Consider the following 14,729-nt stretch of genomic DNA (forward strand, 5'->3'; position numbering starts at 1 on the left):
GCGCAAAAGCTGATGGCGCTGATGGGCTGAGAGGCCCTTTATTTTTCAGATCGCAGAAAAGCAAATGCCCCGACAAGTCGGGGCATTTGCTTTTAACCGGGACAGATTGTGTTTTCACACAGCCTGATTGAATGCGCCCCTTTTCGTTACTGCATCCAATCAGAACGCCGGCAATACCGCGCCTTTGTACTTCTCGAGAATGAACGCCTTCACTTCCGGGCTGTGCAGGGCAGCGGCCAGTTTTTGCATGGCGGCGCTGTCCTTGTTGTTGGCGCGGGACACCAGAATGTTCACGTACGGCGAGTCGTTACCTTCGATCACCAGCGCATCCTTGGACGGATCAAGCTTGGCTTCCAGCGCGTAGTTGGTGTTGATCAGCGCCAGGTCGACCTGGGTCAGCACGCGCGGGATGGTCGCGGCTTCCAGTTCACGGATTTTCAGATCCTTCGGGTTCTGCGCGATGTCTTTGACAGTCGACAGAATGTTGGTCGGATCCTTCAGCGTAATCACGCCAGCCTTAGCCAGCAGCAACAGCGCTCGGCCGCCGTTGGTGGCGTCATTGGGGATGACGACGTTGGCGCCGCTTGGCAGCTCTTCGATTTTCTTGATCTTGCTGGAGTAAGCGCCCAGCGGTTCCAGGTGTACGCCGGTCACGGACACCAGGCTCGTGCCCTTGGCCTTGTTGAACTCATCGAGGTACGGCTGGTGCTGGAAGAAGTTGGCGTCGAGGCGCTTTTCGGCCACCTGTACGTTCGGTTGAATGTAGTCGGTGAAAACCTTGACCTTCAGATCCACGCCTTCTTTGGCCAGTGCCGGCTTCACGAATTCGAGGATTTCAGCGTGCGGCACCGGCGTGGCGGCAACGGTCAGGTCTTCGGCGTGGGCCGAAAAGGCTGCAACGGCAGCCAGGGCAACGATCAGTTTTTTCATTCAGCTAACTCCTTTTTGGGCTCTCGCCGGCGACGTCTCTCGGGCGCCTGCCAGCGAATGGCCAGCTTATTTCATCGTTAACAACCGGTTTATTTGCGCGAAAAGTGCACCACCAGTCTGTCACCCACCATTTGCAGTACTTGCACCAGGATCAGCAGCAACACCACAGTGACGATCATCACGTCAGTCTGGAAACGCTGGTAACCGAAACGAATCGCCAGGTCGCCCAGACCACCGGCACCGACCACACCGGCCATCGCCGTGTAGGAAACCAGTGTAATCGCCGTCACCGTAATCGCCGCGTAGATGCCCGGACGAGCCTCCGGCAGCAAGGCGTTCATGATGATTTGCCGGGTCGTCGCGCCCATCGACTGGGTCGCTTCGATGATCCCCCGATCCACTTCACGCAGCGCGGTTTCCACCAGTCGTGCGAAGAATGGCGTAGCCCCGACCACCAGCGGCGGAATCGCACCGGCCACGCCCAGCGAGGTGCCGGTGATCATGACCGTGAACGGGATCATCACGATCAACAGAATGATGAATGGCAGCGAACGCAGGATGTTCACCATCAGCGACATGATCGCGTAGGCCACCCGGTTGGCGAGCAATTGACGGGGACTGCACAGGAACAACAGCACACCCAGTGGCAGACCCAGCAGAACCGTGAACAACAGCGAACCACCGAGCATCTGCAAGGTGTCGCTGGAGGCCAGCCCGATTTCCAGCCAGTCGATGTTCTTGAAGAACAGCTTGATGGCTTCGACAGCCTCGTCGTAATGCTTTACGGCAGCGTCATACATTTCCATTAACGCAGCACCTCCATGTGGACATCGGCGGCGGTGAAGCGGGCGAATGCCGCGTCCATGTCGCCACCGGTGACGGCCAGGGTCAATTGCCCATAGGGGATGTCTTTGATGCGGTCGATCCGGCCAGCGAGGATGCTGTAGTCCACGCCGGTTTCACGGGCGACGGTTCCGAGCAGAGGCGCGTAGGTCGCTTCGCCCTGGAAGGTCAGACGCACGATACGGCCCGGCACGTGAGCGAAGTCATCGCGCTGCTCGCCTTCGTCGACCTGCTCGCTTTCCTGCACGAAACGCTTGGTGGTCGGGTGCTGCGGATGCAGGAACACATCGGCCACCGGACCTTGCTCGACAATCACGCCAGCGTCCATGACACCGACCTGGTCGCAAACGCGACGGATCACGTCCATTTCATGGGTGATCAGAACGATGGTCAGTTTCAGCTCGCGGTTGATCTCGGCCAGCAGTTGCAGCACCGAGGCGGTGGTCTGCGGGTCGAGCGCGCTGGTGGCTTCGTCGCACAGCAGGATTTTTGGCTTGGTCGCCAAGGCGCGGGCGATGCCGACGCGTTGCTTCTGGCCACCGGACAATTGCGCCGGGTACTTTTTGGCGTGGTCGGACAGACCGACGCGCTTGAGCAATTCGGCGACGCGCTGGTTGATCTCGCTGGTCGACAGTTCGCCCGCCAGGGTCAGCGGCAGCGCCACGTTGTCGGCCACGGTTTTGGACGCCAGCAAGTTGAAGTGCTGGAAGATCATCCCGACCTGCTGGCGAAAACGGCGCAGGCCGTTGGCGTCCAAGCCAGTGACTTCCTCACCGTCGACAAAGATTTTGCCGCCGCTGGATTTCTCCAGGCGATTGATCAGGCGCAGCAGGGTACTTTTTCCCGCACCGGAATGGCCGATCAGGCCGAACACCTGGCCGTTCTCAATCGAGAGACTGGTCGGGTGCAGCGCGGGAATATCCTTACCGGCGACGCGGTAAGTTTTATGGACGTTTTGAAACTCGATCACGTAGCGAACCTTGTGGGGCGCGTTAGAAAAGGATCAGCGGTTAGCCGGGCGCGCATTTTAGCCTGTCCGTATAGAGGTTCTTAGCATTTATTTCGCAATTAACCTTTCATTTGGCAATAACGCGATCAAAGGTCATAAAAAAGGAACGCCTAAAAACCTCATCAGTCACTACTTAAGCGACTTGAAACCCTGGGCGCCGTGCCCGGGAAATACTCAAGAATCCCTGGCTTCAGGGGATCAATCGAGGAGTTTACGTCTGATGACCACCAAGAAACCTGTCCCCGGCAAAAGCCAGATGGCCGGCACCGACACCCCGGATCGCGCCAATACCAACGCCAAGCTCGACAGCCTGGAAACCTTCCGCTCCGACGCCACCGATCAGGCGCTGCGCACCAATCAGGGTGTGAAGATTGCGGATAACCAGAACACCCTCAAGGTCGGCGCACGTGGCCCATCGCTGCTCGAAGACTTCATCATGCGTGAAAAAATCACGCATTTTGACCACGAGCGCATCCCGGAGCGCATCGTTCACGCCCGAGGCACCGGAGCGCATGGTTTCTTCCAGAGCTACGAGAACCATTCCCAACTGACCAAGGCCGGTTTCCTGCAGGACGCGGCGAAGAAAACCCCGGTGTTCGTACGCTTTTCCACGGTGCAGGGGCCACGCGGTTCCGGCGATACCGTGCGCGACGTGCGCGGTTTTGCCGTGAAGTTCTTCACCGACGAAGGCAACTTCGACCTGGTGGGCAACAACATGCCGGTATTCTTCATTCAGGATGCGATCAAGTTCCCTGATTTCGTCCACGCGGTGAAACCCGAGCCGCACAATGAAATTCCTACCGGTGGTTCGGCCCACGATACGTTCTGGGATTTCGTCTCGCTGGTGCCGGAATCGGCGCACATGGTGATCTGGGCGATGTCCGACCGGGCGATCCCGAAAAGCCTGCGCAGCATGCAGGGTTTCGGGGTGCACACCTTCCGGTTGATCAACGCCGAAGGCAAATCGCGCTTCGTCAAATTCCACTGGCGCCCTACCGCCGGCACCTGCTCGCTGGTGTGGGATGAGGCGCAGAAACTCGCCGGTAAAGACACCGACTATCACCGTCGCGACCTCTGGGAATCGATCGAGATGGGCGACTACCCGGAATGGGAACTGGGCGTGCAGATCGTCGAGGAAGAAAACGAACATGATTTCGACTTCGACATCCTCGACCCGACCAAGATCATTCCTGAAGAAATCGTGCCGATCACGCCGCTGGGGAAAATGACCCTTAACCGCAATCCGGACAACTTCTTCGCCGAAACCGAACAGGTCGCGTTCTGCCCCGGGCATATTGTGCCGGGCATCGACTTCTCCAATGACCCGCTGCTGCAAGGCCGGTTGTTTTCGTACACCGACACGCAGATCAGCCGACTCGGTGGGCCGAATTTTCATGAGCTGCCGATCAACCGTCCCGTGGCACCGTTCCATAACGGCCAGCGCGATGCCCAGCACCGCACAACCATCGACAAGGGTCGCGCCTCTTACGAGCCGAACTCTATCGACGGCGGCTGGCCAAAGGAAACGCCGCCGGCCGCGCAGGACGGCGGGTTCGAGAGTTATCCGGAGCGTATCGACGCCAACAAGATTCGCCAGCGCAGCGAGTCGTTCAGCGACCACTTTTCCCAGGCGCGGCTGTTTTTCAACAGCATGAGCGATCATGAGAAAGAGCACATTATTGCGGCGTATAGCTTTGAGCTGGGCAAGGTCGATCGAGAGTTCATTCGCGCGCGCGAGGTGAACGAGATTCTCGCCAACATTGATCTGGAACTGGCCAAACGTGTGGCGCAAAACCTTGGGTTGCCAGTGCCGGCCAAAGGGACGGTCGAGGTGCGTAAGACCTCGCTGGATCGTTCGCCCGCACTGAGTCAGGCGAACCTGCTGCCGGAAAATATCAAGACCCGCAAAGTCGCAATTCTCGCAGCCAACGGCGTCGATGGCGCTGCGATTGATGCGATGAAAAAGGCTTTGATGGCCGAAGGGGCGCACGCCAAGTTGCTTGGCCCGACCTCAGCGCCGGTACAGACAGCGGACGGCAAGGCGCTGCCGGTCGACGCGTCCATGGAAGGTCTGCCGTCGGTAGCGTTCGACGCGGTATTCGTGCCCGGCGGCGCGGCGTCGATCAAGGCGCTGAGTGGCGACGGTGTGGCGTTGCATTACCTGCTGGAGGCCTACAAGCATTTGAAGGCGATTGCGTTGCATGGCGAGGCCAAGCAATTGCTGGATGTGTTGAAGCTGGAGGCGGATGCAGGGTTGATCGAGGGCAAGGATGTGGCGGGGTTGACCAAGCCATTCTTTACCGCAATTGGCCAGCATCGGGTCTGGGCTCGAGAGCCTAAAGCCAAGGCAATTCCGGCCTGAGGCTTTGCATCGACTGAAAGGACGCTTTCGCGAGCAGGCTCGCTCCCACAGGTACAGCGTTAACCTCGTGGGAGCGAGCCTGCTCGTGAAGCTTTTTAAGGTTTACGCGGAGTCAGAACAATCTGCGCAGGAACACTGCGCAGGATCTGCTTCTCAAGCTGCAATTCGAAATCCGGATTCAGCTTCTTCACACGTTTGCTCAGCAAGGTCGCCAACCAAGGGAAATCATCCTTGCGTGGCACTTGAATGTGCACGGAACACTCGTAATTCACCACATCGGCGGCAATCGCGTCCATTTGCCGACGCAATTGGCTGATATCAGCGATATTCAGCGCCACTGTGGTGCTTTCGGCCGTCGGGTCGATGACCTTGGCTTTCGGCCGTGCCTCAGCAGCCTTGAGCGCCGCTTCGGCTTTCTCAAGCTCGGCTTTGCGCGCTTCGGTGATCGCGCCATTGACGCCACCGGTCAGCGCTGGCGCCTTGGGCATCAGCACGCGTGCACGACTCAGGGCCGTGGCGGCGGCATTCACATCACCTTTCTGCAGCACGATCTGGCTGCGACGCAGATAGGCTTCGGCCAGCTGGCGTTGATATTGCTCAAGGGACTGATCGTTGGGCGACTCGGCCTGCAACGCAGCCAATTGGTCTTCGGCGGTGGCCAGCTCGCTGCTGGCCAGGCTTTGCTCCAGCTGTGCGATGGCCGTGGCTCGCGCGTCGGGGACTTCGGCCACTGGCGGCGTGCTTTGGCAGGCGCCCAGCAGCACGGAAAATGCGACAAGGAGCAGATAACGGGAGGCGAACGGCTTCATTCCTGCGACTCTCTATTTGCGCAAAAAGCGAGCAAGTCTACACCCCTCGACGGGGCAGAACAAAACTCAGCAGAAACAGTGCGGCCGCCGTCACAACAATGGATGGGCCAGCCGGCGTGTCCTTGAACCACGACAGCGCCAGCCCGCCACACACGGCGAGCATGCCCAGCAGGCTCGCGCCCAGTGCCATCTGCTCCGGTGAACGGGCGTGACGTTGTGCCGCAGCCGCCGGGATGATCAACAGCGATGTAATCAGCAATACACCGACGATTTTCATCGCCACCGCGATCACTACCGCGATCAACAGCATCAGCGCCATGCGCAATCCGGCCACCGGCAGGCCTTCAACTCTGGCCAGTTCTTCGTGCACGGTGATGGCCAGCAGTGGCCGCCACAATGTCACCAACAACACCAGCACCGCCGCGCTGCCGCCGAGGATCCAGGCCAGGTCGGCCGGACTGATCGCCAGCAGGTCGCCGAACAGATACGCCATCAGGTCGATCCGCACTTCGTGCATGAAGCTTAGTACGACCAGACCGAGTGAGAGCGTGCTCGGTGCGAGAATTCCCAAAAGCGTGTCGGACGCCAGTGGTTGGCGCTGTTGCAAAGTCACCAGCAGCACCGCCAGCAACAGGCAGCCGACGGTGACCGCCACGGTCGGGCTGACATCCAGCAGAAACCCCAGTGCCACGCCAAGCAACGCGGCGTGGGACAGGGTGTCGCCGAAATAGGCCATGCGGCGCCAGACCACAAACGAACCCAAGGGACCGGCGACAATCGCCAGTGCCAGGCCTGCAAGCAGGGCGTACAACAGAAAATCAGCCATGCTTGCAGCCATCTCCATGAACGTGAGGTTGGCCCGACGCGGGCGCCTTGACCACCGAACCGTGCAGGTCGTGGGCGTGGTCGTGATGGTGGTGATAGATCGCCAGACTTGCCGCGTTCTTGCCGAACAGTTCGACGAACGCCGGATCGCCGCTGACCTGCTCGGGATGCCCAAAGCAGCAGACGTGACGGTTGAGGCAGACCACTTGATCGGTGGTGCTCATCACCAGATGCAAATCGTGGGACACCATCAGCACGCCGCAGCCATGGCGGTCGCGCAGACGGGTGATCAGGCTGTACAACTCGGCCTGCCCGGCAACATCGACGCCTTGTACCGGCTCGTCGAGCACCAGCAACTCAGGCTCGCGCAACAGGGCACGGGCCAGCAAAACGCGCTGCATTTCACCGCCGGAGATGCTTTGTACCGGGCTGTCGATAACGTGTTCGGCACCGACTTCCTTAAGCGCCGCCAAGGCTCGCGGACGGTCGACGCCGGGCACCAGACGCAAAAAGCGCAGCACCGAGAGCGGCAAGGTCGGATCGACGTGAAGTTTTTGCGGCATGTAACCGACGCGCAGTTTCGGCTTGCGCCAGACGCTGCCGGTATCAGGCTTCAACAGTCCGAGCACGGCGCGCACCAGGGTGGTCTTGCCGGCACCGTTAGGGCCGATCAGCGTGACGATCTGCCCCGGCTCGACGCTCAGCTGAATGTTGTCCAACACCTTCTGCCCGGCGAACGTGACGCCCACTTGCTCCAGTCGGATCAGCGCATTGCTCATCAAGCCCCCTGGCAACCGGAACACAGGCCGACCACTTCGACGGTCTGGGTTTCGACGATGAAACCGACGTCCCGGGCGCTGTGGATGATCGCGTCGCTGATGCTTTTTTGCTCAAGCTCGATGGCCGCGTGGCATTCCCGGCAGATGAGGAACTGGCCTTGATGCGCGTGTTCCGGGTGATTGCAGCCGACGAAGGCGTTGAGCGAGGAGATGCGATGCACCAAGCCGTGTTCCAGCAGGAAGTCCAGCGCGCGATACACCGTCGGCGGCGCGGCGCGGCGGCCGTCCTGCTCACTGAGCACCGCGAGAATGTCGTAGGCACCCAGCGGCTTGTGGCTTTGCCAGACCAGTTCCAGCACCCGCCGACGCAAAGCGGTCAAGCGCAGGCCTTTTTGCGCGCACAAGGTATCGGCTTCGGACAGGGCGCTGTGAACGCAATGGGAATGGTCGTGGGGACGGCTGGCAATCGGTGTAATAGGCATGAGCGGCGACGATTTTGGTGAGAGACGTTATTATGTTACCCGTTCTCGCCTCATTGAGTGGTCATCGTGTCCCGACTTTTTTCTGTTTTTGTCGCATTCATCATCAGTTTGCTGCTGATCGGCCCGGCTCAGGCCGAGGTCAAAGTCCTCACCAGCATCAAGCCATTACAGCTGATCGCCGCTGCGGTACAGGACGGCGTGGCGATTCCCGAAGTGCTGCTGCCGCCGGGTGCTTCGCCGCATAACTATGCGTTGCGCCCATCCGACGTACGGAAGGTGCAGTCGGTGGATCTGCTCTACTGGATCGGCCCGGACATGGAAGGTTTCCTGCCTCGCGTGCTCAACGGTCGTACATTGCCGACTGTTGCGATTCAAGAGCTGCCCGGTCTGAAACTGCGTCGCTTCGCCGAAGACAACCACTCCCACGCTGAGGAAGCGGACGAGCATGATCACGATCACCGTCCCGGCAGCCTCGACGCGCATATGTGGCTCTCAACGGTCAACGCCCGGGTCATCGCCGCCAAAATGGCCGCCGACCTGAGCGCAGCCGACCCGGCCAACGCCGAGCGTTATCAGAGCAACGCCAAGGCATTCGACGCCCGCCTGGATGCACTGGACTTGCGCTTGAAGCAACGCCTGGCCGGCATTGAAGGCAAACCCTATTTTGTCTTCCACGAAGCGTTCGACTATTTCGAAGAGGCTTACGGCCTGAAACACGCCGGCGTATTCAGCGTGGCCGCCGAAGTGCAGCCAGGCGCCCAGCATGTGGCGGCGATGCGCACGCGTTTGCAGGAAGTCGGCAAGACCTGTGTGTTCAGCGAGCCGCCGCTGCGTCCGCGCTTGGCGGAAACCCTGGTGGCGGGCCTGCCAGTGAAACTGGCGGAACTGGATGCGCTGGGCGGCTACACCCCGGCGACGGCTCAGGGCTATGAGCAAGTGCTGGAGAAGCTGGGCAATGATCTGGCGGGATGCCTGGAATCGTTGTAACCCTGTAAAAAAGATCGCCGCCTTCGGCAGCGCCTACACCGAACCCTGTAGGAGCTGCCGAAGGCGGCGATCTTTTAATCTTAAAGAGCGAACGGCAACGGCGTGCTGATCTTCTGCCGCTGCGCCAGACGAATCTCGAATTCGCCCGGATCGTGGATCAGCACATCCTGGCCGGCGAACGATTCCGCCGCAATCAAACGAGACAACCAGAACCGCACACACGCCACCCGCAACATGGTCGGCCACAGTTCGGCTTCGGTCGCTGTAAATGGACGCAGCGCCGCGTAGGCACCAAGAAACGCCCGCGCCCGTGGGCCATCGATCACGCCGTCATCGTCCGAACACCAATCGTTCAAGGCAATCGCCACGTCGTAGAGCATCGGCCCCGAACAGGCGTTGTAGAAATCGATCAGCCCGGTCAGGTGCGTGCCTTCAAACATCGCATTGTCGCGAAACAGGTCGGCGTGAATGTTCGCCCGAGGCAGCGCGAGAATTTTCTCTTTGTGCTGTGCAATCTCATCCAAGGCCGTTTGCAACAGCGCACGCGGTTCGTACGCCAGATGCGAAAGGAATTGCGTGCCCTCCTCCAGCATCCAGTCCAGGCCACGATCCGTTTTGCGCGTGATCATGTTTTCGCCCTGGGTCGCCAGGTGTACATGCGCCTGCAACTCGCCGACCTGCGCGCAATGCTGCGCGTTGGCCAGCTTGATGTGCTTGCCGGACAGGCGCGGCTGCAACAACGCCGGTTTGCCTTTGAGTTCACGCAGCGCCTGGCCGTCGACCGTACGCAGCGCATAAGGCACCGGCAGATCGGCTTCGTGGAGCACGTCGAGCAGTTCGATGAAGAACGGCATTTCCTGTACCGGCCCACGCTCGATCAGCGTCAGGACAAATTCGCCCTGTTCAAGGCTGATAAAGAAATTGGTGTTTTCACTGCCGGCGGCAATCCCCTGGAAATCAAGCAGGCGACCGAGCCCGTAAGGGGCGAGAAAGGTTTCCAGCTCAGGTCGAGCCAGGGGCGTAAACACGGACATGGTTAAAAACTGCTCAGTACGGGCGCCGCCGGAACGGCGCCGGTGAATTTAAGAAACTTCCGTTGGGGGAAGTTATTTCCACTCGAAGATCTTCCATGACGGGATCAGCATATCCGGTTGGTCCGAGCGAATGAAGTTAGCGTCTGTTCCATCGGCGCGAACGAGGAAATACGGCGGCGCTCCTTTCGGCGTGACCTTGATCGCATACAGGAAGCCGTTTTGGCGATACTCCTGAATGGTCTTGTCGCCCTCGGTACGAATGGTGACTTCGGGATCCGAAGACGGCGCATCATCCGCGGCGAACGCAGCCAACGGTGAGATTGCAAACAGACTGACCAGCAGCAAGCGATTTAACGTACGCATGATAACCTTGTCCCTTTGTCGTCAACGGTCCCGCTATTCTAGCCCCGGACCCGCCGAAAAGGTTGATCCTGCTCATGAGCCAAGCCCCCCTCGTCCTGGTGGACGGTTCTTCTTACCTGTATCGCGCCTTTCACGCGTTGCCGCCGCTGACCACGTCCAAAGGCCTGCCGACCGGCGCGGTCAAGGGCGTCTTGAACATGCTCAAGAGCCTGCGCAAGCAATATCCGGACAGCCCGTTCGCCGTGGTGTTCGATGCCAAGGGCGGCACCTTCCGTGATGAAATGTTCGCCGAGTACAAGGCCAACCGCCCGAGCATGCCCGATGACATGCGCGTGCAGATCGAACCGCTGCACCAAAGCGTGATCGCCCTCGGCTTCCCGTTGCTGTGCGTCGAAGGCGTCGAGGCTGACGACGTGATCGGTACCCTCGCCCGCAGCAGCGCGGCGGCGGATCGTCCGGTGGTCATCTCCACCGGCGACAAGGACATGGCGCAATTGGTCGATGGCCACATCACGCTGGTCAACACCATGTCCGGCAGCTCGATGGACGTGGAAGGCGTGAAAGAGAAATTCGGCGTTTCGCCCGAGCAGATCATCGATTATCTGGCGCTGATGGGCGACTCGTCCGACAACATTCCGGGCGTTCCCGGCATCGGCCCGAAAACCGCCTCCGGCTTGCTGGTGGGCGTTAACGGTGGCCTGAAAGAGCTTTATGAACAGCTCGACATCGTTCCGACCCTGCCGATTCGCGGCGCGAAAACCCTGCCGGCCAAGCTCGAAGAGCACAAGGAGATGGCATTCCTCTCCTATCGCCTGGCGACCATCAAGATTGACGTGCCGCTGGACATCGGCCTCGACGATCTGCAAATGGGAGCGGAGGATCCGGCCAAACTCTACGAACTCTACACCTTGCTCGAATTCAAGAGCTGGCTAAATGATCTGGATCGTGACGCCAAGCGGGTCGAACTGAGTGCTACCGCCGAGCCGGCACCGGCGGGCGATCTGTTCAGCGCTCCCGAAGCCGAAGTGCCGGCGGCCGCCGTTGCTTCAGCGCAATACGAAACCATCCTCGATCAGGCTCGTTTCGATGTCTGGCTGGAGAAGCTGAACAACGCGAAGCTGTTCGCCTTCGACACCGAAACCACCGGCGTCGACGCACAACAGGCGCAACTGGTCGGCCTGTCGTTTGCGGTGCAGGCCAACGAAGCGGCGTACATTCCGCTGACCCACTCCTACATCGGCGTGCCCGAACAGCTCGATCGAGACACCGTACTGCGCGCACTCAAGCCGATTCTGGAAGACCCGAGCAAACTCAAGGTCGGCCAGCGCGCCAAGTTCGCCATCAACATCCTCGCCAACTGCGCCATCGGCGGCGACCAGAGCAACGGCATCACCGTGCGTGGCGTGGCGTTCGACACCATGCTCGAATCCTATGTGCTCAACTCCACCGCCACCCGTCACGACATGGACAGCCTGGCGCTGAAGTATCTGGATCACACCACCGTGAGCTTCCAGGACATTGCCGGCAAAGGCGCCAAGCAGCTGACCTTCGACCAGATCGCACTGGAGCAGGCCGGCCCGTACGCCGCCGAAGACGCGGACATTACGCTGCGTCTGCATCAGACATTGTTCGAAAAGCTCAGCGCGATCCCAAGCCTGGCCAGCGTACTGACCGACATCGAAATTCCGCTGGTGCCGGTGCTGGCGCGCATCGAGCGCCAGGGCGCATTCGTCGATGCCGCATTGCTCGGCGTGCAGAGCATCGAGCTGGGCGAGAAAATGGTCGCGCTGGAACGTGAAGCGTTCGAGATCGCCGGCGAAGCCTTCAACCTCGGCTCACCGAAGCAGCTCGGCGTCATCCTCTACGAAAAACTCGGCTTGCCGGTGCTGAAGAAAACCGCCAAGGGTCAGCCGTCTACTGCTGAAGAAGTGCTGGCGAAACTCGCCGAAGACGACCACCGCTTGCCAAAGGTGCTGATGGAACACCGTTCGATGAGCAAGCTGAAAAGCACCTACACCGACCGCTTGCCGGAACAGATCAACCCGCGCACCGGGCGCATTCATACCTCGTATCAACAGGCCGTTGCGTCCACCGGGCGGTTGTCGTCCAGTGATCCGAACCTGCAGAACATCCCGGTGCGTACCGCCGAAGGGCGCCGTATCCGTCAGGCGTTCGTGGCGTCGACGGGCTACAAACTGCTGGCGGCGGACTATTCGCAGATCGAACTGCGGATCATGGCGCACTTGTCCAAGGACGAAGGCCTGATGAATGCCTTTCGCAATAACCTAGACGTGCACACCGCGACCGCTGCTGAAGTGTTCAAGGTCGGGCTCACAGACGTGACATCCGATCAGCGGCGCAGCGCCAAGGCGATCAACTTCGGTTTGATCTACGGCATGGGCGCGCAGAAGCTCGGCAAAGACATCGGCGTCGACACCAAGACCGCCAAGGCCTACATCGACACCTATTTTGCCCGTTATCCGGGCGTGCGCGAGTACATGGATCGCACCCGCAAGCAGGCGGCGGATCAGGGTTACGTCGAAACCTTCTTCGGCCGTCGCCTGTACCTGCCCGAAATCAACTCCAACAAACCGCAGGAGCGCGCCGCCGCCGAACGCACCGCGATCAACGCGCCAATGCAAGGCACTGCCGCCGACATCATCAAGAAAGCCATGGTGGCGGTGGATAACTGGCTGGCGACGTCCGGGCTGGACGCCAAAGTCATCCTGCAGGTGCACGACGAACTGGTGCTGGAGGTTCGCGAAGACCTGGTCGAACAGGTGAGCAATGAAATTCGTGCGCACATGAGCGAAGCGGCGAAGCTGGACGTGCCGCTGCTGGTGGAAGTCGGGGTTGGCAATAACTGGGATGAAGCGCACTAAGCCTTCTGGAGCGGTGCCTTTGCTGCGATGTGACGTCGCGGCAGAGGCCGCTGGAAGCCGTTTAGTCCGGAACGCGTTAACACCTATTCCAAAGCTTTTTGAAAATAATCTGAACTAATCTGGCGATTCACCACTCAGAGTTACTGAATGGCTGGTGAAGCCCTTCAATGCTCCTATGTTGTGTTAAGTGTTGGCAGATATCTGAACCCCGCCCTAGCGGTTCGGAACTTAAACCCCGGAACTTCTCCCTCCCCATATGAAGTCCGGGGCTTTTTTTTGCCTGCGATTTACTCGGCAGGCAACTCAGCACCTTTGTCAGCCAGTTCCATCCAGCCCGCCAATACAGTGTAGGCATCTTCCAGACCCATACGCTTCGGTGCCGAGAACAGCTGGATGGTGACCTGATCGCCCCAACCCTTGCGAATTTCCGACTGAACCTTGAGCAGCGTGTTCTTGGCTGCACCGTAGGTCAGCTTGTCGGCCTTGGTCAGCAGAATGTGCATCGGCATCCCGGCCGCAACGGCCCAGTCGAGCATCAGCAGGTCGAAATCGGTCATTGGATGACGGATGTCCATCATCAGAATCAAACCCTTCAAACTCTCCCGGCCACCTAGATAAGCCTCAAGGTGACGCTGCCAGTGTTGCTTGAGCGGGATCGGTACTTTTGCATAACCGTACCCCGGCAGGTCGACCAGACGGCGTTCTTCGTCTAGCTTGAAGAAATTCAATAGCTGTGTGCGACCCGGGGTTTTCGAGGTGCGCGCCAGGCTGGCGTGGGTCAGGGTGTTCAGGGCGCTGGACTTACCGGCGTTGGAACGACCGGCGAACGCCACTTCGAAGCCTTCGTCGTCAGGGCATTGATCGACTTTGGCGGCACTGAGCATGAACGTGGACTGTTGGCACAGGCCGAGGATGGGATTTTTGAGCTGCATGGGATTTCCGATGTGGGCGGCGCCGGGATTGGGCGCGGAACGCGGTGTCGCTTCCGTTTCAGTGACGCCAGTATATAATGCCGCAGATTTTGTGTGTGCTTTGTCCCAGCGAAGGATGAAGTTCGTGAGAGCGACATACCTTGATTGCGCATTAGAACGCAGAATGCTCTCAACCCTGAAAAGCCGTTTTATGACGAAATGGCTGCTGGCTGCCGGACTCTTGATGCCGATTTATGGCGTGCAGGCTACACAAGAACCGGAAGCTGTGTACAACCGTGTTTGCGGTGCCTGTCATTCCGGCCAACTCCCCATGGCGCCCAAAAGAGGCGATCAGGAAGCCTGGCAGCCGAGGTTGGCGAAGGGTATGGAGACGCTGGTGCAACACGTGACCCAGGGTTTCAAGGCGATGCCGCCGCGTGGTTTGTGCATGGACTGCAGTGCCGAGGATTACCAGGCCATCATCCTATGGATGAGCGAGTAAACCCGGTCCAT

General features: G+C 59.7%; 14 protein-coding genes. 4 read left to right on the forward strand and 10 right to left on the reverse strand.

Translation table 11 applies throughout. The annotated features are described in order from the left end of the window. Window positions 1–159: 159 nt before the first annotated feature. The 3 genes from GIW69_RS18015 to GIW69_RS18025 form a co-directional block, all read right to left on the reverse strand. A complete protein-coding gene (locus GIW69_RS18015) occupies window positions 160–930 on the reverse strand; it encodes a MetQ/NlpA family ABC transporter substrate-binding protein (protein WP_236484145.1) in 771 nt (256 codons plus the stop codon). Between the two features lie 89 nt (window positions 931–1,019). Further along, entirely contained in the window at window positions 1,020–1,730 is a 711-nt protein-coding gene (locus GIW69_RS18020; protein ID WP_236484213.1) for a methionine ABC transporter permease, read from the reverse strand. A gap of 5 nt (window positions 1,731–1,735) precedes the next feature. Next, on the reverse strand, window positions 1,736–2,743 hold the full coding sequence (locus GIW69_RS18025; RefSeq protein ID WP_236484146.1) for a methionine ABC transporter ATP-binding protein: 1,008 nt from the start codon (window positions 2,741–2,743) through the stop codon (window positions 1,736–1,738). 259 nt (window positions 2,744–3,002) lie between these two features. Between GIW69_RS18025 and katE the strand changes: the two genes are divergently transcribed. Continuing rightward, complete coding sequence (gene katE / locus GIW69_RS18030) at window positions 3,003–5,144, forward strand: catalase HPII (protein ID WP_236484147.1); 2,142 nt, start codon at window positions 3,003–3,005, stop codon at window positions 5,142–5,144. A 95-nt stretch (window positions 5,145–5,239) separates the two neighbouring features. Here katE and GIW69_RS18035 read toward each other — a convergent pair whose 3' ends face one another. Genes GIW69_RS18035 through GIW69_RS18050 form a run of 4 tightly spaced genes read right to left on the reverse strand, consistent with a single transcriptional unit; the run spans window position 5,240 to window position 8,039 of the window. Then, window positions 5,240–5,953: a PA5502 family lipoprotein gene (locus tag GIW69_RS18035; RefSeq protein ID WP_236484148.1), complete on the reverse strand. Its 714-nt coding sequence runs from the start codon at window positions 5,951–5,953 to the stop codon at window positions 5,240–5,242. 37 nt (window positions 5,954–5,990) lie between these two features. Next, entirely contained in the window at window positions 5,991–6,779 is a 789-nt protein-coding gene (gene znuB, locus GIW69_RS18040; RefSeq protein ID WP_236484149.1) for a zinc ABC transporter permease subunit ZnuB, read from the reverse strand. Beyond that, window positions 6,772–7,557 (reverse strand): zinc ABC transporter ATP-binding protein ZnuC, encoded by a 786-nt coding sequence (znuC, locus tag GIW69_RS18045; RefSeq protein ID WP_236484150.1) that lies wholly within the window; start codon window positions 7,555–7,557, stop codon window positions 6,772–6,774. The genes znuB and znuC overlap by 8 nt, the downstream gene beginning before the upstream one ends. Continuing rightward, window positions 7,557–8,039 (reverse strand): Fur family transcriptional regulator, encoded by a 483-nt coding sequence (locus GIW69_RS18050; protein WP_236484151.1) that lies wholly within the window; start codon window positions 8,037–8,039, stop codon window positions 7,557–7,559. Before GIW69_RS18050 ends, znuC begins: the two co-directional genes overlap by 1 nt. A 57-nt stretch (window positions 8,040–8,096) precedes the next feature. Between GIW69_RS18050 and GIW69_RS18055 the strand changes: the two genes are divergently transcribed. After that, window positions 8,097–9,026, forward strand: a complete 930-nt coding sequence (locus GIW69_RS18055) for a metal ABC transporter solute-binding protein, Zn/Mn family (protein ID WP_236484152.1) — start codon at window positions 8,097–8,099, stop codon at window positions 9,024–9,026. 80 nt (window positions 9,027–9,106) lie between these two features. Here the strand turns inward: GIW69_RS18055 and GIW69_RS18060 are convergent, their stop codons facing one another. Then, the gene (locus GIW69_RS18060) at window positions 9,107–10,060 is read right to left on the reverse strand and encodes a homoserine kinase (protein ID WP_236484153.1); all 954 of its coding nucleotides are present in this window, start codon (window positions 10,058–10,060) and stop codon (window positions 9,107–9,109) included. A 72-nt stretch (window positions 10,061–10,132) separates the two neighbouring features. After that, window positions 10,133–10,423: a DUF2782 domain-containing protein gene (locus GIW69_RS18065; protein ID WP_236484154.1), complete on the reverse strand. Its 291-nt coding sequence runs from the start codon at window positions 10,421–10,423 to the stop codon at window positions 10,133–10,135. A 74-nt stretch (window positions 10,424–10,497) separates the two neighbouring features. Between GIW69_RS18065 and polA the strand changes: the two genes are divergently transcribed. Further along, window positions 10,498–13,305, forward strand: a complete 2,808-nt coding sequence (polA, locus tag GIW69_RS18070; RefSeq protein ID WP_236484155.1) for a DNA polymerase I — start codon at window positions 10,498–10,500, stop codon at window positions 13,303–13,305. A gap of 287 nt (window positions 13,306–13,592) precedes the next feature. On the opposite strand, the gene yihA is transcribed toward polA, so the two are convergent. Further along, the gene (yihA, locus tag GIW69_RS18075) at window positions 13,593–14,237 is read right to left on the reverse strand and encodes a ribosome biogenesis GTP-binding protein YihA/YsxC (RefSeq protein ID WP_236484156.1); all 645 of its coding nucleotides are present in this window, start codon (window positions 14,235–14,237) and stop codon (window positions 13,593–13,595) included. A 190-nt stretch (window positions 14,238–14,427) separates the two neighbouring features. On the opposite strand from yihA, the gene GIW69_RS18080 reads away from it, so the two are divergent. Then, entirely contained in the window at window positions 14,428–14,718 is a 291-nt protein-coding gene (locus GIW69_RS18080) for a c-type cytochrome (protein ID WP_236484214.1), read from the forward strand. Window positions 14,719–14,729: the final 11 nt, after the last annotated feature.

This window comes from Pseudomonas syringae, from assembly GCF_021605415.1.
Lineage (GTDB): Bacteria > Pseudomonadota > Gammaproteobacteria > Pseudomonadales > Pseudomonadaceae > Aquipseudomonas > Aquipseudomonas syringae_S.

Excerpts from the sequence above, each read along its gene's own strand:
- GIW69_RS18015 (WP_236484145.1), bottom strand. The coding sequence starts at position 930 with ATGAAAAAACTGATCGTTGCCCTGGCTGCCGTTGCAGCCTTTTCGGCC.
- GIW69_RS18020 (WP_236484213.1), bottom strand. The coding sequence starts at position 1,730 with ATGTATGACGCTGCCGTAAAGCATTACGACGAGGCTGTCGAAGCCATC.
- katE (WP_236484147.1), top strand. The coding sequence starts at position 3,003 with ATGACCACCAAGAAACCTGTCCCCGGCAAAAGCCAGATGGCCGGCACC.
- GIW69_RS18035 (WP_236484148.1), bottom strand. The coding sequence starts at position 5,953 with ATGAAGCCGTTCGCCTCCCGTTATCTGCTCCTTGTCGCATTTTCCGTG.
- znuB (WP_236484149.1), bottom strand. The coding sequence starts at position 6,779 with ATGGCTGATTTTCTGTTGTACGCCCTGCTTGCAGGCCTGGCACTGGCG.
- znuC (WP_236484150.1), bottom strand. The coding sequence starts at position 7,557 with ATGAGCAATGCGCTGATCCGACTGGAGCAAGTGGGCGTCACGTTCGCC.
- GIW69_RS18050 (WP_236484151.1), bottom strand. The coding sequence starts at position 8,039 with ATGCCTATTACACCGATTGCCAGCCGTCCCCACGACCATTCCCATTGC.
- GIW69_RS18060 (WP_236484153.1), bottom strand. The coding sequence starts at position 10,060 with ATGTCCGTGTTTACGCCCCTGGCTCGACCTGAGCTGGAAACCTTTCTC.
- GIW69_RS18065 (WP_236484154.1), bottom strand. The coding sequence starts at position 10,423 with ATGCGTACGTTAAATCGCTTGCTGCTGGTCAGTCTGTTTGCAATCTCA.
- polA (WP_236484155.1), top strand. The coding sequence starts at position 10,498 with ATGAGCCAAGCCCCCCTCGTCCTGGTGGACGGTTCTTCTTACCTGTAT.
- yihA (WP_236484156.1), bottom strand. The coding sequence starts at position 14,237 with ATGCAGCTCAAAAATCCCATCCTCGGCCTGTGCCAACAGTCCACGTTC.
- GIW69_RS18080 (WP_236484214.1), top strand. The coding sequence starts at position 14,428 with ATGACGAAATGGCTGCTGGCTGCCGGACTCTTGATGCCGATTTATGGC.